This is a genomic window from Paenibacillus sp. DCT19 (assembly GCF_003268635.1).
Classification (GTDB): Bacteria; Bacillota; Bacilli; order Paenibacillales; family Paenibacillaceae; genus Paenibacillus.
In genome coordinates this window covers 5,609,057-5,633,096 of record NZ_CP029639.1, presented here as the reverse complement: position 1 = coordinate 5,633,096, position 24,040 = coordinate 5,609,057, and the positions used below count along the sequence as shown (strand labels likewise).

The 24,040-nt window shown below is 45.5% G+C and carries 15 protein-coding genes and 5 pseudogenes; 17 read left to right on the top strand and 3 right to left on the bottom strand.

Features of this window, described 5'->3' with window-relative positions; genetic code table 11:
* Positions 1-3: 3 nt before the first annotated feature.
* The 12 genes and pseudogenes from DMB88_RS25665 to DMB88_RS25610 all read left to right on the top strand — a co-directional run bounded on the left by DMB88_RS25665 (position 4) and on the right by DMB88_RS25610 (position 13,775).
* Positions 4-1,350 (top strand): GH1 family beta-glucosidase, encoded by a 1,347-nt coding sequence (locus DMB88_RS25665; RefSeq protein WP_128103593.1) that lies wholly within the window; start codon positions 4-6, stop codon positions 1,348-1,350.
* Positions 1,351-1,711: 361 nt separating this feature from the next.
* Entirely contained in the window at positions 1,712-1,975 is a 264-nt protein-coding gene (locus DMB88_RS25660) for a hypothetical protein (RefSeq protein WP_056693273.1), read from the top strand.
* Positions 1,976-2,293: 318 nt separating this feature from the next.
* The gene (gene cyoA / locus DMB88_RS25655; RefSeq protein ID WP_128103592.1) at positions 2,294-3,265 is read left to right on the top strand and encodes a ubiquinol oxidase subunit II; all 972 of its coding nucleotides are present in this window, start codon (positions 2,294-2,296) and stop codon (positions 3,263-3,265) included.
* Positions 3,266-3,285: 20 nt separating this feature from the next.
* Positions 3,286-5,255 (top strand): annotated as a pseudogene (locus DMB88_RS25650) (cbb3-type cytochrome c oxidase subunit I).
* The gene (locus DMB88_RS25645) at positions 5,256-5,870 is read left to right on the top strand and encodes a cytochrome (ubi)quinol oxidase subunit III (protein WP_128103591.1); all 615 of its coding nucleotides are present in this window, start codon (positions 5,256-5,258) and stop codon (positions 5,868-5,870) included. It begins immediately after the preceding pseudogene.
* Between the two features lie 5 nt (positions 5,871-5,875).
* Positions 5,876-6,205 (top strand): cytochrome o ubiquinol oxidase subunit IV, encoded by a 330-nt coding sequence (gene cyoD / locus DMB88_RS25640; RefSeq protein ID WP_056693282.1) that lies wholly within the window; start codon positions 5,876-5,878, stop codon positions 6,203-6,205.
* 313 nt (positions 6,206-6,518) lie between these two features.
* On the top strand, positions 6,519-7,358 hold the full coding sequence (kduI, locus tag DMB88_RS25635) for a 5-dehydro-4-deoxy-D-glucuronate isomerase (protein ID WP_128103590.1): 840 nt from the start codon (positions 6,519-6,521) through the stop codon (positions 7,356-7,358).
* Positions 7,359-7,416: 58 nt separating this feature from the next.
* Positions 7,417-8,174, top strand: a pseudogene (locus DMB88_RS25630) (DeoR/GlpR family DNA-binding transcription regulator).
* A 43-nt stretch (positions 8,175-8,217) separates the two neighbouring features.
* Entirely contained in the window at positions 8,218-8,970 is a 753-nt protein-coding gene (kduD, locus tag DMB88_RS25625; RefSeq protein ID WP_128103589.1) for a 2-dehydro-3-deoxy-D-gluconate 5-dehydrogenase KduD, read from the top strand.
* Between the two features lie 34 nt (positions 8,971-9,004).
* A complete protein-coding gene (locus DMB88_RS25620) occupies positions 9,005-9,853 on the top strand; it encodes a sugar phosphate isomerase/epimerase family protein (protein ID WP_128103588.1) in 849 nt (282 codons plus the stop codon).
* Positions 9,854-10,098: 245 nt separating this feature from the next.
* Positions 10,099-11,405, top strand: a pseudogene (locus DMB88_RS25615) (homocysteine synthase).
* Positions 11,406-11,826: 421 nt separating this feature from the next.
* A pseudogene (locus DMB88_RS25610) lies at positions 11,827-13,775 on the top strand (heavy metal translocating P-type ATPase).
* Between the two features lie 193 nt (positions 13,776-13,968).
* Here the strand turns inward: DMB88_RS25610 and DMB88_RS25605 are convergent.
* Entirely contained in the window at positions 13,969-14,700 is a 732-nt protein-coding gene (locus tag DMB88_RS25605; protein WP_128103587.1) for a ZIP family metal transporter, read from the bottom strand.
* A 254-nt stretch (positions 14,701-14,954) separates the two neighbouring features.
* Here DMB88_RS25605 and trxB point away from each other — a divergent pair, with 254 nt between their 5' ends.
* The 3 genes from trxB (at position 14,955) to DMB88_RS25590 (ending at position 18,419) form a co-directional block, all read left to right on the top strand.
* Positions 14,955-15,896 carry a thioredoxin-disulfide reductase gene (gene trxB / locus DMB88_RS25600; RefSeq protein ID WP_128103586.1) on the top strand — a complete coding sequence of 314 codons (942 nt, stop codon included), beginning with the start codon at positions 14,955-14,957 and terminating at the stop codon, positions 15,894-15,896.
* 73 nt (positions 15,897-15,969) lie between these two features.
* On the top strand, positions 15,970-16,200 hold the full coding sequence (locus tag DMB88_RS25595) for a glutaredoxin family protein (protein ID WP_056693307.1): 231 nt from the start codon (positions 15,970-15,972) through the stop codon (positions 16,198-16,200).
* 233 nt (positions 16,201-16,433) lie between these two features.
* A complete protein-coding gene (locus DMB88_RS25590; RefSeq protein WP_128103585.1) occupies positions 16,434-18,419 on the top strand; it encodes an AraC family transcriptional regulator in 1,986 nt (661 codons plus the stop codon).
* A 148-nt stretch (positions 18,420-18,567) separates the two neighbouring features.
* Here DMB88_RS25590 and DMB88_RS25585 read toward each other — a convergent pair whose 3' ends face one another.
* Both DMB88_RS25585 and DMB88_RS25580 read right to left on the bottom strand, forming a co-directional pair.
* Entirely contained in the window at positions 18,568-18,765 is a 198-nt protein-coding gene (locus tag DMB88_RS25585; RefSeq protein WP_056693310.1) for a hypothetical protein, read from the bottom strand.
* A gap of 144 nt (positions 18,766-18,909) precedes the next feature.
* A pseudogene (locus DMB88_RS25580) lies at positions 18,910-20,075 on the bottom strand (ROK family protein).
* Positions 20,076-20,275: 200 nt separating this feature from the next.
* Here DMB88_RS25580 and xylA point away from each other — a divergent pair.
* Together xylA and xylB are read left to right on the top strand one after the other, a co-directional pair.
* Positions 20,276-21,592 carry a xylose isomerase gene (xylA, locus tag DMB88_RS25575; protein WP_128103584.1) on the top strand — a complete coding sequence of 439 codons (1,317 nt, stop codon included), beginning with the start codon at positions 20,276-20,278 and terminating at the stop codon, positions 21,590-21,592.
* Positions 21,593-22,257: 665 nt separating this feature from the next.
* Positions 22,258-23,751, top strand: a complete 1,494-nt coding sequence (gene xylB, locus DMB88_RS25570; RefSeq protein ID WP_128103583.1) for a xylulokinase — start codon at positions 22,258-22,260, stop codon at positions 23,749-23,751.
* Positions 23,752-24,040: the final 289 nt, after the last annotated feature.

The following is a 24,040-nucleotide window of genomic DNA, read 5'->3' as shown; positions in this document are numbered from 1 at the left end:
ACGATGACTATTTTTCAATTTCCGAAGGATTTCCGCTGGGGAACGGCGACTGCTTCTTATCAGATCGAAGGGGCGGCGCAGGAAGGTGGACGTGGGGTATCCATATGGGATACGTTTGCGCGTACACCTGGTAAAGTGTTTAACGGAGATAACGGCGATGTCGCGTGTGATAGCTACCACCGCTACGAAGAAGACATCGAACTGATGAAAAAACTCGGTATCAACACGTATCGCTTCTCCATTGCCTGGCCTCGTATTATTCCGGATGGGGATGGAGAGATCAACAGAGAAGGGTTAGATTTCTACCATCGGTTCGTGGATAAGCTGCTTGAAGCGGGAATTGAACCGTTCTGCACGCTGTATCACTGGGATCTGCCACAAACGCTGGAGGATGACGGGGGTTGGGGTAATCGTAGAACGGTAGATGCTTTTGTGAAATATGCAGAAGTGATCTTCAAGGAGTTTTCCGGAAAAATTAATTTCTGGTTGACCTTTAATGAACCGTGGTGCATTGCTTTCTTGTCCAACCTGTTAGGGATCCATGCGCCAGGGAATCGTGATCTGCAAACGTCAATCAATGTTGCTCATGGATTGCTCGTTGCTCACGGTAAAGCTGTCCAATCATTCCGTCGCATGGGTATCACCGGACAGATTGGTATCGCTCCGAATGTGTGCTGGGCAGAGCCTTACAGCAAGTCTCCTGAAGATCAGGCTGCGTGTGACCGTTCCATTGCACTGAATACAGATTGGTTCCTCGACCCAATCTACAAAGGCAGTTACCCTCAGTTTATGGTGGACTGGTTCGCTGAAGCTGGTGCTACTGTGCCGATTCAGGAAGGCGACATGGAGATCATCTCACAGCCAATCGACCTGCTTGGCATCAATTATTACACAATGGGACTCAATCGCTTCAATCCGGAAGCAGGGGCGCTTCAATCGGAAGAATTAAATATGGGACTGACCAAAACGGATATTGGCTGGCCTATCGAATCCCGTGGGCTGTATGAATTTATGCACTATCTTCAAAAGTATGGAAATGTGGATGTGTATATTACAGAGAATGGTGCTTGCATCAATGATGATCTGGATAATGGAAAAATCAATGACGATCGCCGGATCTCTTATTATGAACAGCATCTGGCTCAGATTCATCGGATCATCAATGACGGCATCAATCTCAAAGGTTACATGGCTTGGTCGCTGATGGATAACTTTGAATGGGCTGAAGGGTACCGTATGCGTTTTGGACTCGTTCATGTGGACTACCGCTCGCTAGTAAGAACACCGAAAGAAAGCTTCTATTGGTATCAAAACGTGATTAAGAACAATTGGCTGGAAATTCGCAGCTAAATGCAAGGAACATGAATCAGACTGGAACTAGAATGGATTCGGTCTTGATATGCAATCAAATGAAACGGTGCTCCGATTAAATGGAGGCACCGTTTTTTTATTTTTGGAATGTGTACATAACGGTTGGTTTCGGGTCATTCACGAATGTTTCAAAAGCTTGTTTACGATTTCTGTTATGAAGCAGTCATTTTTGGGTTATACATAACAAGAAGATAAAATATCTATTTTGTCAACAGGTAAACAATAAATAAAGTGTCCAAATTGCGAATAAAATTTGAACATTTGTTGACTAAAAATCATACTAATGTGGTATATTGGTATCAGTAAATAACTTACAAAAAGGGAAAAGGAAGTGTTTACTATGGCATCGAAGACAGCAATGGTAAGCCAATTGGAGCGCAAGGATAAAAATATGCGGCGCGCAGTCTTAACGATGACAGTTTTTGCCTGGATCGCGCTTATTACAGGTGTAGTGATGTGTTTGATCAACTTGAATGAATTTAATGACCGTAATCTTGGCTTGATGGTGGGTATTGGTTTCCTGGTTGGTAGCGTATTCATTTACGTTATTGCTAAAGCGATCGGATTAGTTCATACACGTCATGAAGACGAAGGTGCGGATTAATTATAATCTGCAGGATATTCGTCCATACTAAGACTGGATAAGTAATCGGAATCCAGTCAATATAGCCCTTTGCGGATTCGTTGACCTATTCAACGAGACTGCAAAGGGCTTTATTTTTTTACGTAACATGTGATGTTTTATTATACGGAAATATCAAGTGTGCAAGTAATTTGTGAGAAAAAATTCACACATTTAGGGTGTAAAATCGACAAATTTGTTAACAAGAACAAAAAAGTTGCTCATTTCTGATATCTTTAGAAGGAATAGAGTAGTATACTGATTTTTCAGTATGAGCGAATTTAAGGAGAGGGGATCAAGATGAACAAGAAACCTAGGTCGCTAGCCCGGATTATTATTCCGGTTGTCCTGACGTTGGTTACCATCGCATTGATTGTCTGGCCAATGCTGGCAGGCGGGCAGTACGTTGTTCTGGATCCAAAGGGACCGATTGGCGCTTCACAGAGAGATTTGATCGTAATTTCAACCATTCTGTGTGCTGTCATAATCGTACCTGTGTTGATTTTGTCTGCAGTAATCGTATGGCGTTACCGCGACAAACCGGACAATAAAGCTGCATATGAGCCGAACTGGTCTCATAGTACCAAAGCTGAGGTCATTTGGTGGACGGTTCCAATTATCATCATTGGAATACTCGCTATTGTAACAGTTCGTTACACTTATGATCTAGAGCCTTCGAAGCCACTGGCTTCTGAGAAAGCACCTGTGACGATCCAAGTATCATCATTGGACTGGAAATGGTTGTTCATGTATCCAGAGCAAGGGATTGCAACGGTCAATACGTTGAATATTCCGGCAGACCGGCCCGTGAAATTTGAACTTACCGCGGATTCACCAATGAACTCGTTCTGGATTCCGCAACTTGGTGGTCAGATTTACACAATGTCGGGTATGGCGATGACCTTGTACCTGCAAGCTGACCATGAAGGACAGTATTGGGGCTCAGGCGCCAACTTTACAGGTGAGCACTTTGGCAAAATGCGTTTCGATGTGAATGCTACATCAGACGAAGAGTTTGACAATTGGGTTCGAGAAGTGAAACAAAATTCCCAAGAGTTGACACAAGAGGGCTACGATGCACTTACTGAGCCTGGAACAAGCAATGTTGCTTATTACTCAGCCTTCCCAGAAGGTCTGTTCCAGAAAATCGTAACTAAGTATGTTGTAGATGGTAATGGAGCTCATAGTAAGCACGAAAGCTCAAGTGAAGCTGCTGGAGCTAATCAAGCCACTCAAGAGTCCAAGCAAGACGAGGACAAGAGTGCTAACTAAAGATTCGAAAGGAGAGCCCAATGTTAGAGACAATTAAAGAGTTTGCATCGGAGTTTTTCGTAACTGGTGATCCACTCATCTATGGTGCGATGGTATCGATCGGGATTACGATGATTGCTATTGTAGCGGTGCTAACTTATTTTAAAAAATGGGGCTGGCTCTGGCGTAACTGGTTAACTACTGTCGATCACAAGAAGATCGGTATTATGTATATCATCGCTTCCATTATCATGTTGTTCCGTGGTGGTGTGGATGCGCTGATGATGCGTCTTCAGCTAGCAATGCCTAATATGGATTTCTTACACCCTGAGCATTATAATCAGGTCTTTACAACGCATGGTACGATCATGATCTTGTTCATGGCGATGCCATTTATGTTTGGTCTATTTAACGTTATCGTGCCACTTCAGATCGGAGCGAGAGACGTTGCGTTCCCGTTCCTGAATGCACTGAGCTTCTGGTTGTTCTTCCTAGGAGCGATGCTGTTTAACCTGTCCTTCGTTATTGGTGGTTCACCTGACGCAGGTTGGCTGAGTTATCCGCCTCTATCGGAGCTGTCGCACAGTCCGGGGTAGGACAGAACTTCTATATATGGGGTATCCAAATATCGGGTATCGGTTCCCTGGCTACCGGTATCAACTTTATGGTTACCATCATTAAAATGCGTGCGCCAGGTATGCGTTGGATGAAACTGCCGATGTTCACTTGGTCAGTATTCTCCACTTGTATTATTATCTTGTTTGCATTCCCAATCTTGACTGTGACACTTGCATTGCTCTTCCTCGACAGGTTTGCCGGGGCGCACTTCTTCACACTTGATCTGGGCGGTAACCCAATGATGTATATCAACTTGATCTGGATGTGGGGTCACCCTGAGGTATACATTGTCGTCTTGCCGGCATTCGGTGTGTTCTCCGAGATCGTAAGTACGTTCTCGCGGAAAAAACTGTTTGGTTACAAATCGATGGTATTCGCGATGTTGATCATCAGCTTCCTGTCCTTCTTCACATGGGCGCATCACTTCTTCACGATGGGTTCCGGAGCGGACGTTAATGCATTCTTCGCGGTTACGACGATGTTGATTGCCATTCCAACAGGGGTTAAGATATTTAACTGGCTGTTTACGATGTATAAAGGAAGGATACGCATGGCCACTCCGATGATGTGGACACTTGCCTTTATCCCGTGCTTTATCGTCGGGGGGATGACGGGCGTTCTGTTATCCGTTGCTCCTGCTGACTTCCAGTTCCATAACAGTTACTTCCTGATTGCCCACTTCCACCAAGTATTAATCGGTGGCGTTGTCTTCGGATACTTCGCAGGTCTGTACTACTGGTGGCCAAAAATGTTCGGTTTCCAATTGGAAGAGAAACTGGGCAAATGGGCATTCTGGACTTGGAATATCGGTTTCTATGTCTGCTTCATGCCGCAGTACGCTGTCGGCCTGATGGGTATGACGCGTCGTCTGAGCACTTACGGCTGGGACACTGGCTGGTGGGAACTGAACTTCGTTTCTACGATTGGTGCGTTCCTGATGGGTGTCGGATTCTTGTTCCAAGTTGCACAAATCGCAGACGGTATTCGCAAATACAAATCACTCAAAGCTTCTGGCGACCCATGGGATGCTCGTACGCTTGAGTGGTCGATTCCTTCACCAGCTCCTGAATACAACTTCGCTGTTACACCTCGCGGAGATGATATTGATGAGTGGTGGGAAGAGAAAGAACGTCGTGCTAAAGGCATTCATCCGCCTGAGCCTGTATATGAGCCAATTCATATGCCGAAAAATTCCTCGATTCCGTTCATTATGTCTGTCTTCTGGTTCGTAGCTGGTTTCGGCTTCGTCTTTGGATGGCTATGGATGGCAATTCTCGGACTCGCTGGCGTGGGTATCTGCATGATCGCCCGTTCATTCTCATACGACACGGATTATTACATTCCGGTTGACGAAATTAAGCGTACCGAAGCGTCGTTAAGGGGGTCGGTATAGATGGCTCAAGCAGCCGCTAAGCACGGTGAGAATCATGCACATGGTCATGATCATGGCCACCATGATCCACAGGAAATGAAAATTCTCGGTTTCTGGTTCTTCCTGATTTCCGACGTAATCCTGTTCTCCGTATTGTTCGCAACCTTCATTGTGTTGCGCGACAATACGGCGGGCGGACCAATCTTGTCTGAGTTGATTAAAATGCCTGGCGTAATTGCTGAAACATTCCTCTTGCTCACAAGTTCATTTACGAGCGGACTTGCTGTTCTGGCAATGAACCAAGGTAAAGTTAAACAATTGATTAACTGGCTTATCGTTACAGCCGTTCTCGGTGCAGGCTTCCTTGCACTGGAGATTTATGAGTTTGTTGAGATGGTTCACGAAGGATTCAGCTACACGACGAGTGCTGCTTCCGGCGCATTCTTCACCTTGGTGGGTACTCACGGACTTCACGTATCGCTCGGTCTGATCTGGATGATTGGATTGATGTTCCAACTGAAAAAACGTGGGATTACCGATGTTACTCGCGGTAAAATCAACGTAATCAGCTTGTACTGGCACTTCTTGGACGTTGTATGGATCTTCCTTCTGTCCATCGTCTATCTGATGGGGTGATGTAGATGGCAGAGCACAACACGCATGATTCCCATGGCCATGAACAACATGGTTCGCTGAAGTCCTATGTCATCGGTTTTATTCTCTCTATCGTTCTGACGATCATCCCGCTGGTGGTTGTTCTGAACGACATGATGGGTAAAACAGGAACAATGGTTGTTATTCTTGGTACAGCCGCACTTCAGTTTGTGGTTCAACTCTTCTTCTTCATGCATATTCGTGAGACAGAGAAACCACGCTGGAATGTTATGGCTCTCATTTTCGGGCTTCTGATGATGATGACCATCGTTATTGGTTCGATCTGGATCATGCTTAACAACGCAGTTGCACATTAAGTTTCAGATTATAAAGGGATTTCCCAGTCTATCCATGACTGTGGAAATCCTTTTTTTTTTTTAGATTTTTGCACCCGGAATTCGGATTATCCTAAATAACTCAATGGATGCGAGCGAATAGGTTAATTGAGTGTGAGTGGACGAGCTAATTTATGCGAGATTGTGTGGATATAAACACTTTTAGGAATATAGATGTACATATTTAATTACATGGAGCGTTTTATTTTGAAAAAAAAGGTACACAAAAGATATAAAATGAACTAAAATGAACTTATATGAACATCATTCAAATGACGAAGGGAATGGATTAAACATGCAAAACCGTTACGCTGCACACCCTAATGAAGTAAAAACATATGATACATCTCGTCTGCGTGAGGAATTTTTGATGGAGCAGCTATTCGCTGTAGATGAATTAGTGACTGTATATTCCCATGTGGATCGTTATATTGTAGGAACGGCTGTACCACAGAGCAAGGATATTGCACTAGAAGTGAACCTGAAGGATATCGGAACGGACTTTTTCTTAGAGCGTCGTGAAATCGGTATCATTAACGTTGGCGGACATGGAACGGTAACTGCTGATGGTCAAGGCTATGAGATCGGTGCGAAGGAATGTCTGTATATCGGACGTGGCGTTAAAGAGGTTCTGTTTAAGAGCAGTGACAATGCACAGCCAGCACAATTCTACTTTGTATCAACACCAGCACACCATACGTATCCAACAGTAAAAGCTACACAAGAGCAAGCTCAGCCTAACCATCTGGGCAGCATTGAAAGCTCTAATGAACGCACGATCTATCGTTATATCCACCAAGGCGAGGGTGGCATTCAGAGCTGTCAGCTGGTCATGGGTATTACAGAGCTCAACAAGGGTAATATGTGGAACACCATGCCTGCACATACCCATAATCGTCGTTCCGAAGTATACTTGTATTGGAACCTGCCAGAGGATGGCGTAGTGTTCCATATGATGGGTGAGCCAAACGAGACACGTCATCTGGTTGTTCGTGATCGTCAGGCGATCATTTCGCCAAGCTGGTCTATTCACAGTGGCGTAGGTACAAGCAATTATACGTTCTGTTGGGCGATGGCTGGTGAGAACCAAACCTTCGAGGATATGGACGGCGTAGCAATGAAAGATCTGAAGTAATCCATTGTGCGTGAGACAGGTTATTTATTTTAATTCAGTTATATAGGAAGTTGATTGGATGAATTCATTGAAGCGACATGAAAAAATTATGGAGGCGTTGTTACAACGCCAGGAAGTGACCGTTAGTGATCTAAGTGAACTGCTGCAGGTTACAGGTAAGACGGTAAGGGAAGATCTTGCCAAGCTGGAGAGCATGGGTTTACTTGTCCGTGTACACGGTGGGGCAATGCTGGCTCAGAATGATCAATATGGTATTTTGAACAGCCGCGGAGTCATTGAGAAACACCATCCGGAAAAAACGGAAATCGCCGAACGGGCACTTGCTTATATACGTCCCGGGGATATTGTTGCATTGGACGGCGGAAGTACAACGCTAGAGATGGCGAGACGCATGGATAACCTCCCTTTGACTGTGGTCACAAACGACTTGTTTATTATTGCGGAGTTAACGAAGAAGGAACAGGTACGATTGGTTGTGCCAGGGGAGCGCGAGTTCGAAATATGCTGGTAGGGGACGATACGGCTACCTTTATATCGGGGCTTAATATCCATAAAGCATTTATCTCTACCACTGCACTTCATCTCGAGTTCGGATTATCCATCTATACAGGTGATCTCGTCCCGCTGAAAAAAGCAATGATCTCGGCATCCCAACAAGTGTATGGCGTTGTGGATCATCATAAATTCGGACAATTTGCACTACGGACTTTTGCGAATTGTTCAGAGCTTGATTGCATTATCAGCGATCATCAACTAGATGAAGACACAGCGGCGCTATATAGTCAGAACGGTGTCAAAGTGGATTATCAGAGTTAATTTATGTACGGTTTGCATATCATAACATGCGGAGGAATCACATATGAACCCATTTGATTTGAGTGGACAAGTTGCTCTCGTGACCGGAACATCTGGAGGGCTGGGACAAGGTATGGCGATCGGACTGGCAGAAGCAGGAGCCGATGTTGTACTGGTATCCTATTCCAAACCTGAGGAAACAGCCAGTGCTATTGAAGCATTGGGACGCAAAGCTTATGTTATAGAAGCGGATCTGAGTATTGAGGATGAACTGCCTAAGGTGTTCGAACAGGCATTATCTTTTCAAGGTAAAATTGATATTCTGGTAAACAACGCGGGTATCATTCGCCGTACACCTGCTGCGGATCATGGGCATCAGGACTGGCATGATGTCATTGCCATTAATTTGAATAGCGTATTTTTCCTGAGCCAGTTGGCAGGTAGACATATGATTGAACGTGGTAGCGGTAAAATCATAAACATTGCATCTATGCTGTCCTATCAGGGTGGCATTAATGTACCTGGATATACAGCGAGCAAACATGGTGTTGCCGGTCTGACCAAAGCACTTGCCAATGAATGGGCAGGTAAAGGCGTACAGATTAATGCAATTGCACCAGGTTATATGGAAACGGATAATACAACGCAGATCCGAGCAGATGAGAATCGGTACCGTGATATTACAGCGCGTATTCCAGCTGGGCGTTGGGGAACACCAGAAGACTTGAAAGGGCCGGTTGTATTCTTGTCATCATCAGCCTCAGATTACTTGAACGGTCATGTTCTTAATGTCGATGGTGGCTGGCTCGCTCGCTAGGTTTTCCACCTATCCGATTATAAAGGAGGCATGAATGATGAAACTTGGTATTCTGGCGCATACGTTTGGTAAGCAGCCTACAGCACAGCTTGCACAGACGATCGCAGATAACGGATTCAATTCGGTGCAGCTTGCGCTTGCCAAAGCACTCTCCGATGTTGATTCTGCGAATGGCAAGCTAAGCCCTGGGCTGGCGAATGAGATTGGAGATCAATTTGCACAGCGTGGCGTGAAGATTGCGGTGCTAGGCTGTTATATTAATCCGATAGATCCCGATCCGGTGAGCCGGCGTGCGGATATTGATCGATTCAAGGAACACCTAAGGTATGCTAGAGATTTCGGGTGCAGCATGGTTGCAACGGAAACGGGTGGTTTGGACACATACCTCAGTACACATCCGGATACGTATGAAGAACACGCATGGAATGTATTGCGAGCAACAGTAGAGGAGATCGCGGAAGAGGCTGAGAAGTGGGGCGTTCATGCTGCGATTGAGCCTGTGTCTACGCATACATTGCATACGCGTGAACATATGGTGCGTTTGTTTGAAGAGATTCCTTCTTCCAATCTGGGTATGTTGTTCGATCCTTGTAACTTGATTAAACAGCATCATGTAGCAGATCAGGCAGGGTTCCTACGAGAAGTCATGGAGACGCTGTATCAGCGAATCATTGTGATTCACGCCAAGGATGTGGCTTTCAATGCCCAATGGGAGAAGATTAACCCTGTACCTGGTGCCGGTATTTTAGATTATCCGTTATTCTTTGAACTGTTGAAGCAATATAAGCCGCATATTGATATTTCATTAGAAGGTGTGACTGCGGAAGAGGCGGTACCTGCGGCTAAACATTTGCGTGAAGTATGGAATGGCGTACGAGTATAAACGTTAGCTCTTGTTGTTTCGCAGTAGCAATGAAGTGAGTGAAAATGACTAAAGAGCCTTTGCATTAGCAAAGGTTTTTTAGTATACCAAGACGATGAATACTATATTTATAATTTCTTATCGGAAAAATCGGAAATAATTCTTTTCAAATGCGACATCTTGTGAGAGAATATGGAAAACATACGCCACCTAGTGAGTACACCCAGAGATTCAGAGACGTATACCTAAGGGAGGATTCAGATTTTATGTCAAACGAACGTGAGCTTTCATTTGAAACATTGGCAATTCATGCGGGTCAGGAAATAGACCCAACAACTCATGCACGTGCTGTACCTTTGTATCAGACAACATCTTATGGTTTCCGTGACACTGAACATGCAGCCAATTTGTTTGGATTGAAAGAGTTTGGCAACATCTACACACGTCTGATGAATCCAACAACGGATGTATTTGAGCAACGCATTGCAGCACTGGAAGGTGGGGCTGGGGCTTTGGCTACAGCTTCGGGTCAGGCGGCAATCACCTTCTCACTCCTTAATATTGCTGGTGCGGGGGATGAGATTGTGTCCTCGGCAAGTCTCTATGGTGGAACATACAATTTATTCTCCACGACACTGCCGAAGCTGGGCATCGACGTGAAGTTCGTGGATTCCAGTGACCCTGAAAACTTCCGGGCAGCAATTACGGAGAAAACAAAAGCACTGTATGCCGAAACGATCGGTAATCCTCAAGGGAATGTGCTAGATATTGAAGCCGTAGCGGCGATTGCACATGAGCATGGTATTCCGTTGATTGTAGACAATACGTTCCCAAGCCCATATCTGCTTCGACCAATTGAGCATGGGGCGGATATCGTTGTGCATTCTGCTACCAAATTCATTGGGGGCATGGGACATCCATCGGTGGCGTTATTGTGGACAGTGGAAAATTCGATTGGAAGGCAAGTGGGAAGTTCCCAGGTCTGACCGAGCCAGATTCCAGCTACCATGGTGTAGTATACACGGAGGCTGTTGGACCAATCGCCTATATTATCAAAGCGCGTGTGCAGTTGTTAAGAGACATCGGTGCAACGATCTCACCTTTTAACTCATGGCTGTTGCTGCAGGGGCTGGAGACACTTCATCTGCGCGTAGAACGTCATAGTAGCAATGCACTGGCGGTTGCGGAATATCTGGAAAAACACGACGATGTATTGTGGGTAAGCTATGCAGGTCTTCCAAGTCATGCATCGTATGAACTCGCACAGAAGTATCTACCGAGAGGTCAAGGTGCGATTCTAACCTTTGGTATCAAAGGCGGAGTAGATGCAGGACGTAAACTAATCGAAAATGTGAAGCTGTTCTCTCACCTTGCGAATGTGGGTGATTCCAAATCTCTCATTATTCACCCAGCAAGTACAACACATCAACAGCTGTCAGAAGATGAGCAGACGGCGGCTGGCGTTAATCCGGAGCTGATTCGTTTATCGGTGGGTACGGAGAATATTCAAGATATCCTGTATGATCTGGAGCAAGCAATCAAAGCGAGTCAACAAGCAAGCGTTAGTGTATAAGTTGGTGTGAAGTTTAGCTTCTCATGTAGACTACATGTGAAGATGATATCTGGAAGCTCAGATGAACTAATATGTCGTATTGACCTTTAAGACAAAGACTCTAAATTTAAGTCACCATCCTTATGGATCGGTGGCTTTTTGCTTTTTTTCTTCGAACAACTTTGCAAATACTCATTTACAAATGTTGATCACAGGCATATAATAATCAAAAGTTGGTTGAGGTAAAAATAATTGCATAAGTACAAAAATGATTATCATTCTCATTTGATCGCCATGCTGCTGCGGGATTCCCGCAGCAGCATGTGTCATTTTTAGGGCATTAACAATGGATCTCATTCTCAATACAACTCATCTTTGGAATACGAAATGGCGAAGTCAGCCAGAATATGCGTTCCAACATTCAGAAAGGACAGTGATGAACATGCAAGCTATCCATCAACCCATTCATAAGCAAGTTAAGGCAGAGAAGAGCTCAACGAATTCGCCTAACCCCAACCGCGGCCGTAGGCCAAACTTTCGAGCGATGCTCCACAACAAGGAGATGCAGGCAGCACTAGGTAGTGGACTCTTGATGTTAATTGCTTGGAGTACGGCTTCGTGGTCTCAGCCAGTATCCATCATGTTATACATTGCGGCGTATGCTTTGGGTGGTTGGACAAAGGCAAAAGAAGGAATAGAGACGCTCGTCAAAGATCGTGATCTGGACGTGAATTTGCTTATGATCGCCGCATCGCTTGGCGCTGCAACGATTGGATACTGGAATGAAGGGGCAATGCTCATCTTTATTTTTGCACTTAGTGGAGCCTTGGAAAGTTATGCGACAGAACGCAGTCATAAAGATATTTCATCCTTACTGGCGCTGAAACCTGAAACAGCACTCCGCATCGAGGAAGGACAAATGAATCTTGTTGCGATTGATGAGCTACAGCCTGGCGATTTACTGTTAGTCAAACCAGGAGAACTGATTCCTGCTGATGGGGTCGTGTATCGCGGAAGTTCTTTTATTAATCAGTCATCCATTACAGGGGAATCGTTGCCAGTAGACAAAAGTGCGGGTGACGAGGTGTATGCTGGGACAGTGAACGGTGAGGGGGCATTGTATGTCGAAGTTACCAAGTCGGCGGAGGGTTCTCTCTTTGGCAAAATTATTAAGTTAGTGGAGGAAGCCCAAGCTGAAGTGCCTGATTCACAACGTTTCATTGAACGATTTGAAGGGATTTATGCTCGCATCGTTGTGCTCGTGACATTATTGATTATCGGAGGAACACCGGTATTGCTTGGCTGGACGTGGGGGGATGCATTTTATAAAGCGATGGTATTTCTAGTTGTAGCTTCTCCTTGTGCTCTTGTATCTTCCATTATGCCAGTGATGTTATCCGCAATGTCCAGCAGTGCCCGTCGAGGAATTCTATTTAAAGGTGGGGCACATGTGGAGAACCTGGCACAGACCCAAGTGGTTGCTTTTGATAAAACAGGGACATTAACGATGGGTACTCCTCAGGTCACGGATATCATAACGGCAGAAGCTTACGACCGTGCACAAGTACTTGCTGCAGCAGCAAGTATTGAGAATCTCTCCATGCATCCACTCGCTCGCGCAATTGTGGATCAGGCAATGCTGGAGAATATTGCAATTCCAGAAGCGGAGCAGGTACAGGCACTAACCGGTTGGGGCATTGAAGGTAAGGTGGATGATGTACATTGGAGAATTGGGAAAACAGATGAGATTGATTCAGATAGGGACATTCATTGGTATGATGAACGGGCTCGTCTAGAGGTTGAAGGCAAGACGGTGTCGGTCGTGACAGCAGATAGGGAAATTGTAGGTCTGATCGCAATGCGGGATACGGTTCGTCCACAGGCAGCAGCGGCTGTAAGAAGGCTTGAAGCGATGGGTGTCCGTGTAGCCATGTTAACGGGGGATCGTGCAGAGGCTGCTACTGTCATTGCACGTGAAACCGGCGTAGGTATCGTCTATGCTGATCTGTTCCCAGAAGATAAGGTGAAACAGGTACATGCTTTGCGTAAGCAATATGGCCAGGTGTTGATGGTCGGCGATGGAGTTAATGATGCCCTGCACTTGCTGCAGCGACGGTAGGCATGGGCATGGGGGTATCCGGGAGTGGCACGGCACTAGAGGTAGCTGACGTTGTGCTGATGAATGATCGCATCGAGGAGATTGCATGGGTGATTGCGCAAGCTCGACGTGCGCAGCGAACCATTAAGCAGAATATGGTGTTTGCGATTACCGTTATCCTTGCATTAATAGCTGGAAACTTCCTTCAGGATGTAGCATTGCCGCTAGGTGTTGTAGGACATGAAGGCAGTACGATACTGGTCATCCTGAATGGTCTTAGACTGCTACGTTAGGCCATCAAACGGTATTGTGCTTTCAATCCTGATTCGATGTTCTGTAGGCACTTACAATGAATTCCAACTATTTCATGGAATCTTCATTTATGGCCAAAAAGAGAACCCCATCGGCGGCGGTGAGCTGTTGGAGGGGTTCTCTTTTTTGATTACATATATACGTTATACGTTATGACATTTGTTGTGTGTCGAACTAGAAAAGTTCAGTCAGACCAATCATGGTGATAAGACCGAGTAGGAATGAGACGGTTGCCACTCGTGCGTTGCCATCCCCGTGGCTTTCGGGAATTAACTCTTTGTAGACGATAAACATCATTGCTCCTGCTGCAAATGCCAGACCATACGGTACAAGACCCTCAACCAGGCTGCTAAGCGTGTATCCGATCATTGCTGTAATAATCTCAACGGCTCCCGTGAGTGTAGCAATGCCTAGGGCTTTGAAGCGACCAATGTTCTGGTTAACGAGGAAAAGCGCGACCAGGAAACCTTCAGGTGCATTTTGCAACCCAATGGACAGCGCAATCAGGTTACCTAAACTGGCATCGTCACTGGCGTAACTAACACCAACGGATAGTCCTTCCGGCAAGTTATGCATTGTAATGGCTGCGATAATCATGAAGGCTTTCGCTTCAATTTTGAATGGCATCTTCTCGGGATTCTCCAGATCCACATGCGGAATCTTCATCTCTAATACGAGTAGAACCATACTACCGAGCAAAATACCAACAGCCAGTACAAAAAGGTTCGATTGACCGAGTGCTTCGGGAATGAGATTGTACACGGAGGCAGAGGTCATAATACCTGCTGCGTAGGCAAGCAAAATATCACGGAGTCGATGTGTTACTTTGCGCATAAATAAAATCGGTATGGCACCAAGGCCGGTGGACATGGCTGAAATAAAGCTGCCAATGAGTGCTTCGTTCATGCTTCTATTTTCCCTCCTGATGAAGACTTCTTCATAATCGCTGCAGAGCATTGACACCTTACACAAAAGAGATCATAATGAACAACAGATTAGAATGATTATAAATTAGAATTCCGTTTCTGCATAGGGCAATTGTCATAACACTCCAGTCATATGGACATGATCTGGGCTCTCATTTTTAGTGTATGCAAAGGCGTTTGCTTTTGATGCTGGAGAGTCGAACCTTTTTGTAGAAACCGGGGGAGGAACTATACATGTATAAATCAATTATTATTGGAACTGGTCCTGCGGGACTGACAGCAGCAATCTATCTGGCACGTGCCAACCTGAGCCCACTCGTTATTGAAGGACCACAACCTGGTGGTCAACTGACAACAACAACAGAAGTTGAAAACTTCCCAGGTTTCCCTGACGGAATTATGGGTCCTGAATTGATGGATAACATGCGTAAACAAGCAGAACGTTTCGGTGCAGAATTCCGCACAGGCTGGGTTAATAACATCGACATGAGCGAGCGTCCATTCAAAATTCAAGTTGAAGGTATGGGTGAACTCGTATCGGAAACACTGATCTTGTCTACAGGTGCATCAGCTAAATATCTCGGCATTCCTGGTGAAGAAACCAACGTTGGACGTGGTGTAAGTACTTGTGCAACATGTGACGGATTCTTCTTCCGTAACAAAGAAATTATCGTTATTGGTGGCGGTGATTCCGCGCTTGAAGAAGCAAGCTTCCTGTCCCGTTTTGGCTCCAAAGTAACGTTGGTACACCGTCGTGAAGAACTGCGTGGTTCCAAAATCATGCAGGATCGTGCACGCAGCAACGAAAAAGTAGAGATGGCTTTGAATCGCACTCCAATTGAAGTGCTTGCTGGTGAGAACGGTGTAACTGGACTGAAAGTGTTGAACAACGCAACAGGTGAAGAAGAAGTGCTTCCTGCGAGCGGTGTATTCGTAGCGATTGGTCATACGCCTAACACAGGCTTCTTGGGTGGACAGATTACGACTGACGAGCATGGTTATATTTTGACGACACCAGGCACATCCGAGACGAACATCCCAGGTGTATTCGCTTGTGGAGACGTACAGGATACGCGTTACAAACAGGCAATTACAGCAGCAGGTAGTGGATGTATGGCGGCTATGGATACAGAGAAATATATCGAGAGCTTGGAGCACACGGCAGTTTCTCTGTAAGAGTTCACTGTACGAAGCAAGGTTGCTATATCTACAAATATAAAATAACTAAACTATATGAGGTGAATAGATCATGGAAAACGTAATTGTATACACATCAACAAACTGTCCGAACTGCAAATCAGTGAAAAGTTTCTTGGCTGACAAAGGTATCGCTTATGAAGAGCGCAACATCGAAACTAGCGATGAATTCGCACAACAAGTATGGGACATGGGCGTACGTGCTGTACCTTTGACTGTTATCGGCGAACATCGCATCCTGGGAATGAACAAAACACAATTCGCTAAAGCATTGGACGCATAAATCGGACGAATCGTCTGAGCACCAATAGTGAAAGAATTAAGATAATCTATAGCTATTCCGGTTCGCGCGAGCCGTTTGAATATAAATATGAAAGAGGCCTTAGTCCAGATTAGGATTAAGGTCTTTTTTTCGTTGGGTTAACGTAATTTAGCATCCTCATAATTGTTGAATAGACAGAAGTACGATATGCTTTTTCATAGATCAAGTTGCTAGCAGGGAGGTGAGTAGACAGTATGGACATCGATCAACAGGAGCATTTTCGCTTCTGGGAACAGGTGAGATTACAAGATATCATGGTGAGAAAGGCGCAGCTTGTAAAGGGTGAACGCGTGCAAAATCGGATGCACTCCAGCTATTTTTTGGGTGTTAGAAAAGGCAGTGTGTTAGTGGTGCTCAATCAGAAGACATATTCTATGAACTCATTTGAGATTATGCATGTGCCTGCCAAAAGCTATATTGAGGTTCACGCAGGCTCAGAGGGAGCGGAGTATATTTTTATCTCGTACCAAGCAGAGTGTGCGGCAAAGGAAAGCGATGCGCCATTAATTTGGGACAAAAGTAGATATCCAACGCACATTACATATCGTGTCATCCCAGCTCAACCCATGTTGTTGTATGACCTTACAGACCGAATGCTGGAATTACAGCAGCAAGGGCAAGAGCCGTCAATTACATTTCAGATTAAAGCATTGTTCTACCAGTGGATATATCACATGGTGGATCAATTTCATTCACAGCTTGCAGTTGTAAAAACGGCCAATCCTATCGAGCTAGTCACACTGACTTTGGAGTATATGTTGGAGAATTACGCCAAACCCCATACGCTGGATTCTTTGTCTGAGGTAATGGGGCGTAGTCCGGGACATCTCTCAAATTGTTTCAAGCAGGTGCTGAATCGGGGGCCAATTGACTGCTTAATCCGTTTGCGTATGCAAAAAGCGTGCACGCTTTTGACAGAAAGCAAGCTTCCAATACGCATGATTGCATCCACTATTGGATATCAGGATTCATATTATTTCAGTAATGCCTTCAAAAAATATTATGGAATCTCTCCACAAAAGTACCGTAAACACATCATGGAGGAAGATATTATATCCTTCGGAGGAAGAAATCACATTGTTGGCATTTCAGACCCATGTTATATTCCTTTTTATGATAATGATAATTATTATCAATATTTAGATGGAGGGTCTGACGAAATGATTAATCGTATAAAGAGAGTACCCATGGCGTTGCTCATGGCTTTTGGGTTGCTGTTAAGTGCATGTAGCGGAAGCTCTTCAGGAAGTATGGGGGCTTCAACCGGAGAAGGAAGTACAGCTCAATCGCAAGCTCCAACTACGCAGACGAATAATTCAAGTGAGAATACTACAAATGGGACGGATCAAGCGATAACACGTATGGTTCATACCTCGATGGGTGAAGTTGAGGTGCCTTCTAATCCAAAGCGTGTCGTAACGGATTTCTTTTTGGGTCACATTCTGGCTTTGGATGTGAAGCCTGTGGGTAGTAATGGTTTATTTATGCAAAATCCTTACCTGGAGGAACGAGTTTCAGGGATTGAGGATATTTCGGATAATTTAGAGATGATTACGGGTCTGAATCCAGACTTAATCGTTACTGGAGATGCCCAGACGTATAGTGCTTACTCAAAAATTGCACCAACCGTATATCTTGACAGTTCGGCTCCGGTTCGTGATCAGGTGAAGGAACTTGGAATCATTTTGGGCAAAGAAGCTGAAGCTTCGGCGTGGTTGGTGGAGTTTGAGGAAAATTTGGCAGCAGCCAGAGAACGCTTGAACCGAATTATTAAGGAAGATGAGACGGCAACGGTATTCGCTGGAGGAATTGTCAAGAATATTACTTTATACGGTAATGCATTTACGGGCAGAGGTATCCACGGTGAATTAGGTATTCCCATGAATGAGAATGTAAAACGAGAGGTTGATCCCAAAGTAGGATGGGCTACCATCTCAAACGAGGTTGTTAGTACTTATGCAGGTGATCGTGTATTTATGGCCGTGGACGCTAAGGCGGAATCATTCGACTATGCCAGCGATCCAGTATGGAAGACGTTAGATGCGGTCAAAAACAATGAATTGTACGAAATTGACGGTTATAAATTTTACTTCTCCGATCCAATTTCAGTTATGGGACAGATTAAGGACATTGTGGACATGATGGAAGAACGTGCTCAAGAAAACTCCGCTCGAAAGTGATTGTGTCACAGCTCTGTAATGAAATTTCAAAATGTAAATAAATAAAAACCTGAAAAATCCCCTTTGATCCGTACTTCAGAGTGTGTAGCCACATGAACTCTGTACAGTACTGCAAAGGGGATTTTTTCATCTATTCCAGTTGTTACGTCTAGAAAAAAATACTCATAAAGGTCTGAAATATTACATACACCACTAAGCCTGACAGCATGTACATGAAACCAGCCTTCTTTTTGCTCTGAAACAATCGGAGGATGCCAAGGCTGAACATTGGCGCAAGCACGATCAGGAACAGGAGTACGGTGACAAACATTTGCGCCGAGATATCTGAAGTATCTACGTAGGTCACAGGTGTTCACTCCGTTTCGTTATAGGGAATAACACAACGACGTACATGTCGCCATGACAAAAATCACATATATTCATTATACCTCTGGATTTCTTTAACAAAAAGGGAGGAAATGGGGCAAAATGATGTCAATTTCATTAGTTATTAAACGGATACTCTGATTCTCCCTAAAAATTGGGAAATAGCGGAGTAAGCAGCACCAACTCGTGTTGAACGGCTACCTAGAGCAGCCCATTCAATCTGCAAACTGCGGCGATGATAGGGTAGTGTTCGCTCCTCAACAACTTGTCTTAATGCCGTTTCAATCCATGGTCGTGCTTTGGATAATCCTCCACCAATAATGATACGCTCTGGATTGAAGCTATTGACGATATTGGTGATGCCAATGCCTAATTTACGGCCGATGCCTTCGTATAGTGCCAATACAGCCTCATGCCCCTCAGCGGCATATTCAATCAATTCTTTGGTTGTGTGGGCAGGCAGATGCAGTTGATCATCGGGATGTTCATAGGCTCTCTCGGAAGCGTATAACTCCCAGCAGCCGCGATTGCCACATGAACAAGGTCTGCCCTCGGATTCAATAGACATATGACCGGTTTCTCCGGCGTAACCCCAAGCGCCTTTGTACAATTCGCCATCTACCATAATGCCTGATCCAATTCCAATGCCTGCGCTGATGTAGATTAGATGCCGGACACCGATACCTGCGCCAAAATTCAGTTCGCCATGAGCGCCAGCATTGGCCTCGTTATCGATCGTGACAGGTAGTTGAAATGCTTCCTCTAACATAGCGCGTAGAGGAACTTTCTCCCACTGTAAATTGGGTGCGTACAGCACAGTACCTTCCTCATCGACCATGCCCGGTACACCAATGCCAATGCCAATTACACCATGTGGTGAAGGCGGTGCAGTTTGAATTAAATGATCAGCCGCAAGCGTCAACTGTTCAAATACGGACGACACATCATGATGCTCCAATTGCACTGCATATTCAGTAATAATATGGCCTTCCAGATCCGTAAGTACACCTTTCAAATGTGTGACACTGAGTTCCAAGCCAACCGCATAGCCGGCTGCGCCTCGAAAGAGTAGCATCAGTGGTTTGCGTCCGCCACTTGACTCCCCGGGGCCGATCTCCTGAACCAACTCGTCATTGATTAAATCAGCGACCAGATTAGAGACTGTAGCTTTGTTAAGCCCTGTCACCTCAGACACTCGCGCACGAGAGAGGGGGCATGACGTCTAATGGTATCAAGGACAATCGATTTATTTATTTTTTTGACCAGCATCTGGTCTCCGGTAATTTTCATATTAACAAGGCACTCCTATTCTCTCTGATAAAAGAGTTCACAATGATATCCGTAACAAGCTATTCGACTATTATAGCGTAAACAAACGTCTAAAAAACATTTTTATTTAACTTTGTTTAATGGATAGACAAAGTAAAATCGATGTGATAGGATAACGGTGTAAACGATTTCTTTAAAACTATTGAGGAGGCATTTTACACATGGCCTATTTTGAATCCGTTAATAAAATTGCATTCGAAGGTAAAGATTCCACGAATCCATTTTCTTTTAAACACTATAACCCAGAAGAAGTTGTTGCTGGCAAAACGATGGAAGAGCACTTCCGTTTCGGTATGGCTTACTGGCATACATTAACTGCAGGCGGCAGTGATCCGTTTGGTGCGGAGACAGCTGTTCGTTCTTGGGATAGCTACTCCGGTCTGGATAAAGCGAAGGTTCGCGTTGAAGCGGCTTTTGAATTTATGGAAAAAATGAATCTGCCGTACTTCTGTTTCCACGATGTGGACATCGCTCCAGAAGGCGCAACGCTGCGCGAATTCTACAGCAACATCGATACGATCGTTGATCTGCTGGAAGAGCATATGAAAGCTAGCGGCAAAAAGCTGCTCTGGAACACAGCGAACATGTTCTCCAACCCACGTTTCATGTTTGGTGCAGCATCTACTTGTAACGCTGATGTGTATGCTCATGCGGCAGCACAGATCAAAAAAGGTCTGGAAGTTGGTAAACGTCTGGGTGCAGAAAACTATGTATTCTGGGGTGGTCGTGAAGGTTACGACACATTGCTGAATACAGACATGCAACTGGAGCAAGACAACATTGCTCGCATGTTCCATATGGCTGTTGATTATGCGAAGGAAATCGGCTTCGACGCGCAATTCCTGATCGAGCCTAAACCAAAAGAGCCAACGAAGCATCAATATGACTTCGATGCAGCTACTTCCATCGCATTCTTGCAAAAATATGACCTAGACAAACAGTTCAAGCTGAACCTTGAAGCAAACCACGCTACACTGGCAGGCCATACGTTTGATCACGAGATCCGCGTAGCACGCATCAACGGCATGCTCGGTTCCCTGGATGCAAACCAAGGTGATCTGCTGATCGGTTGGGATACAGACGAGTTCCCAGTGGACATGTACGATGCGACATTGACGATGTACGAAGTATTGAAAAACGGTGGTATCGGCCGTGGTGGCGTGAACTTTGACGCGAAAGTTCGTCGTGGTTCCTTCGAGCCTGAGGATCTGTTCTTGGCACACATCGCTGGTATGGACACATATGCAAAAGGTCTGAAAGTAGCTGCGAAACTGATCGAAGATCGCGTCTTCGATGACTTCATCGAAAAACGTTACAGCAGCTTCAGCGAAGGCATTGGTGCAGATGTAGTTGGAGGTAAAGCAACACTTGCTTCCCTTGCTGAGTATGCGCTGAACAACGAAAACCCACGCAAAAACCAATCCGGACGTCAGGAATTGCTGAGAGCAAAACTCAACCAATACATCCTGGCTGACTAAGATAGTCATAGGGCAAGAGGGATTTATGCTCTATTGGTGTCGCCTATGAGCAAATCATAAGCGAGCTTACAGTAAGCATGAACACCTCTTCCTACTCGGTGCAAGGACAGACATCTTGCACCCTGGACGTTGAACAAGCGTGACATTCAAACCGTCCCCGCTTTCCTCTGGGAAGGCGGGGACGGTTTTTTTTGAAACGTGAGCAGCATGGTCATAGGGCATGCCGAACGAAGTGGACAGAAAGAACCCGTAGAAACGAAGTGCTCGCATTTATCCCCGGAGTTTACCCTTGAACAAGGGGAATGAGAAAATCTGGGGGTAACGGCGATCGGAGGGTCTTGTGACCACGGAGTGACCATACATGCCCAATCAACGATTTACAATGTTCACAACCAATGACGGTGTGATGTCATTGGAGCGCCCTAGCTACCCAAAACGAGTGCGTTGTACGGTTTGAATGAATGTATAAAGGGCATGCGAAACGGAGTAATCAGAAAGAACCCTAGGAAGCGAAGCGTGCGCATTTATCCCGGGATTTCACCCTTTTCAAAAGGGAATCAAGGAAATTCAGGGATAACGGCGATCCAAGGGTCTTCTGATTACGGAGTGACCTTACATGCCCAATTTTTTTATTCAATCCTGCTACAAACGAAAGGAGTATACTTATGAGTTATGTAATTGGTGTCGATCTGGGTACTAGCGCAGTTAAGACTGTGCTGGTTAACCGTGAAGGTAAAGTGGCATTTGAAGCATCTGAATCATATCCGCTCTACCAGCCTAAGGCTGGATACAGCGAACAGAATCCAGAGGATTGGGTAGAGCAGACGATTGTGTCGCTTCGCAAATTGCTGGAGGTATCTGGCGTACAGCCTTCCGAAATTGAAGGATTGAGCTTCTCCGGGCAGATGCATGGACTTGTATTGGTGGATGCCGCAGGCAAGCCACTTCGCAATGCCATCCTATGGAATGATACACGCACAACGGCACAATGCCGCCGCATCGAGAAGGTGCTTGACGGTAAGCTGTTAAGCATCGCCCGGAATCGTGCGCTTGAAGGATTTACACTACCGAAAATCTTGTGGGTTCAAGAAAACGAGCCTGAGCTCCTGAAACAGGCTGCTGTGTTCCTACTGCCGAAGGATTATGTGCGTTATCGCCTAACCGGAGATTACGCGATGGATTATTCCGACGCGGCGGGTACGTTGCTGCTTGACGTTACGGGCAAGCAATGGAGCCAAGAGATTGCAGAAGCGTTTGAACTGCCGATCTCACTCTGTCCACGACTTGTGGAATCCTTCGAGGAAGTGGGGACACTGTTGCCGGAGATTGCGGATCAAACGGGTCTGGCAGCAGCGACCAAAGTATTTGCAGGTGGTGCTGACAATGCCTGCGGCGCGATTGGCGCTGGCATCCTGAGTGAAGGGCAGACGATGTGCAGCATCGGTACATCTGGGGTTATTTTGTCCTACGAAGAGCGCAAGGATCTTGATTTCGAAGGGAAAGTCCACTTTTTTAACCATGGGGAGAAGGATGCCTTCTATATTATGGGGGTAACCTTGGCGGCAGGATATAGCTTATCTTGGTTTAAGGATACATTTGCAGCGGACAAATCGTTTGATGTGCTCTTGCAGGGCATTGACCAGGTGCCGGCTGGAAGCCAGGGTCTATTGTTCACGCCATACATTGTAGGGGAGCGTACACCGCATCCTGACGCTAACATTCGTGGCAGCTTTATTGGTATGGATGCTGGGCATAAGCTGGAGCACTTTGGGCGTGCAGTGATGGAAGGCATTACGTTCTCACTTCGCGAATCAATTGATATTCTGCGTGGGTCTGGTAAGACCGTGACAGAAGTCATCTCCATCGGCGGTGGTGCTAAGAATGAAGCTTGGCTGCAGATGCAGGCAGACATCTTCAACGCAACAATCGTGAAGCTGGAGAGCGAACAGGGTCCTGCGATGGGAGCAGCGATGTTGGCCGCATATGGATGTGGCTGGTTCCCGTCATTGCAAGCATGCGCTACGGCTTTCCTTCGCCCTGCGAAATCCTATGATCCTAACCCAGAAACAGTTGCTGTATATGACGGGTTATTTGCATTGTACCAAGAGGTCTATGGACAGACACGCAGTCTGAATGATCGTTTGGCTCAATATCGCTAATCAAAGAATGAGTGAATTCATACATTAATACTTTTTGATACCCTAAGCATCCGCGCAAGCGGGTGCTTTTTTGCCATATACACTTGCCAATCGCATAGCACATAAACGGCGTAGTACACACAGCTCATATACGAAATAAGCAAGCCTGACATAACTTTATTCCTTGAGCGCATACAGTAGCTATAGGGACACGATTGGTTTCAATGAACAATGATGAATGGCGTACAACATGATTACAGCATGAATGGTTCATCTGATAGATGATTCAACCTGTTAAGGAATAGAGCCC

What these genes read in the sequence shown, in the direction of transcription:
- DMB88_RS25665 (WP_128103593.1), top strand. Translation starts at nt 4, where the DNA reads ATGACTATTTTTCAATTTCCGAAGGATTTCCGCTGGGGAACGGCGACT.
- DMB88_RS25660 (WP_056693273.1), top strand. Translation starts at nt 1,712, where the DNA reads ATGGCATCGAAGACAGCAATGGTAAGCCAATTGGAGCGCAAGGATAAA.
- cyoA (WP_128103592.1), top strand. Translation starts at nt 2,294, where the DNA reads ATGAACAAGAAACCTAGGTCGCTAGCCCGGATTATTATTCCGGTTGTC.
- DMB88_RS25645 (WP_128103591.1), top strand. Translation starts at nt 5,256, where the DNA reads ATGGCTCAAGCAGCCGCTAAGCACGGTGAGAATCATGCACATGGTCAT.
- cyoD (WP_056693282.1), top strand. Translation starts at nt 5,876, where the DNA reads ATGGCAGAGCACAACACGCATGATTCCCATGGCCATGAACAACATGGT.
- kduI (WP_128103590.1), top strand. Translation starts at nt 6,519, where the DNA reads ATGCAAAACCGTTACGCTGCACACCCTAATGAAGTAAAAACATATGAT.
- kduD (WP_128103589.1), top strand. Translation starts at nt 8,218, where the DNA reads ATGAACCCATTTGATTTGAGTGGACAAGTTGCTCTCGTGACCGGAACA.
- DMB88_RS25620 (WP_128103588.1), top strand. Translation starts at nt 9,005, where the DNA reads ATGATGAAACTTGGTATTCTGGCGCATACGTTTGGTAAGCAGCCTACA.
- DMB88_RS25605 (WP_128103587.1), bottom strand. Translation starts at nt 14,700, where the DNA reads ATGAACGAAGCACTCATTGGCAGCTTTATTTCAGCCATGTCCACCGGC.
- trxB (WP_128103586.1), top strand. Translation starts at nt 14,955, where the DNA reads ATGTATAAATCAATTATTATTGGAACTGGTCCTGCGGGACTGACAGCA.
- DMB88_RS25595 (WP_056693307.1), top strand. Translation starts at nt 15,970, where the DNA reads ATGGAAAACGTAATTGTATACACATCAACAAACTGTCCGAACTGCAAA.
- DMB88_RS25590 (WP_128103585.1), top strand. Translation starts at nt 16,434, where the DNA reads ATGGACATCGATCAACAGGAGCATTTTCGCTTCTGGGAACAGGTGAGA.
- xylA (WP_128103584.1), top strand. Translation starts at nt 20,276, where the DNA reads ATGGCCTATTTTGAATCCGTTAATAAAATTGCATTCGAAGGTAAAGAT.
- xylB (WP_128103583.1), top strand. Translation starts at nt 22,258, where the DNA reads ATGAGTTATGTAATTGGTGTCGATCTGGGTACTAGCGCAGTTAAGACT.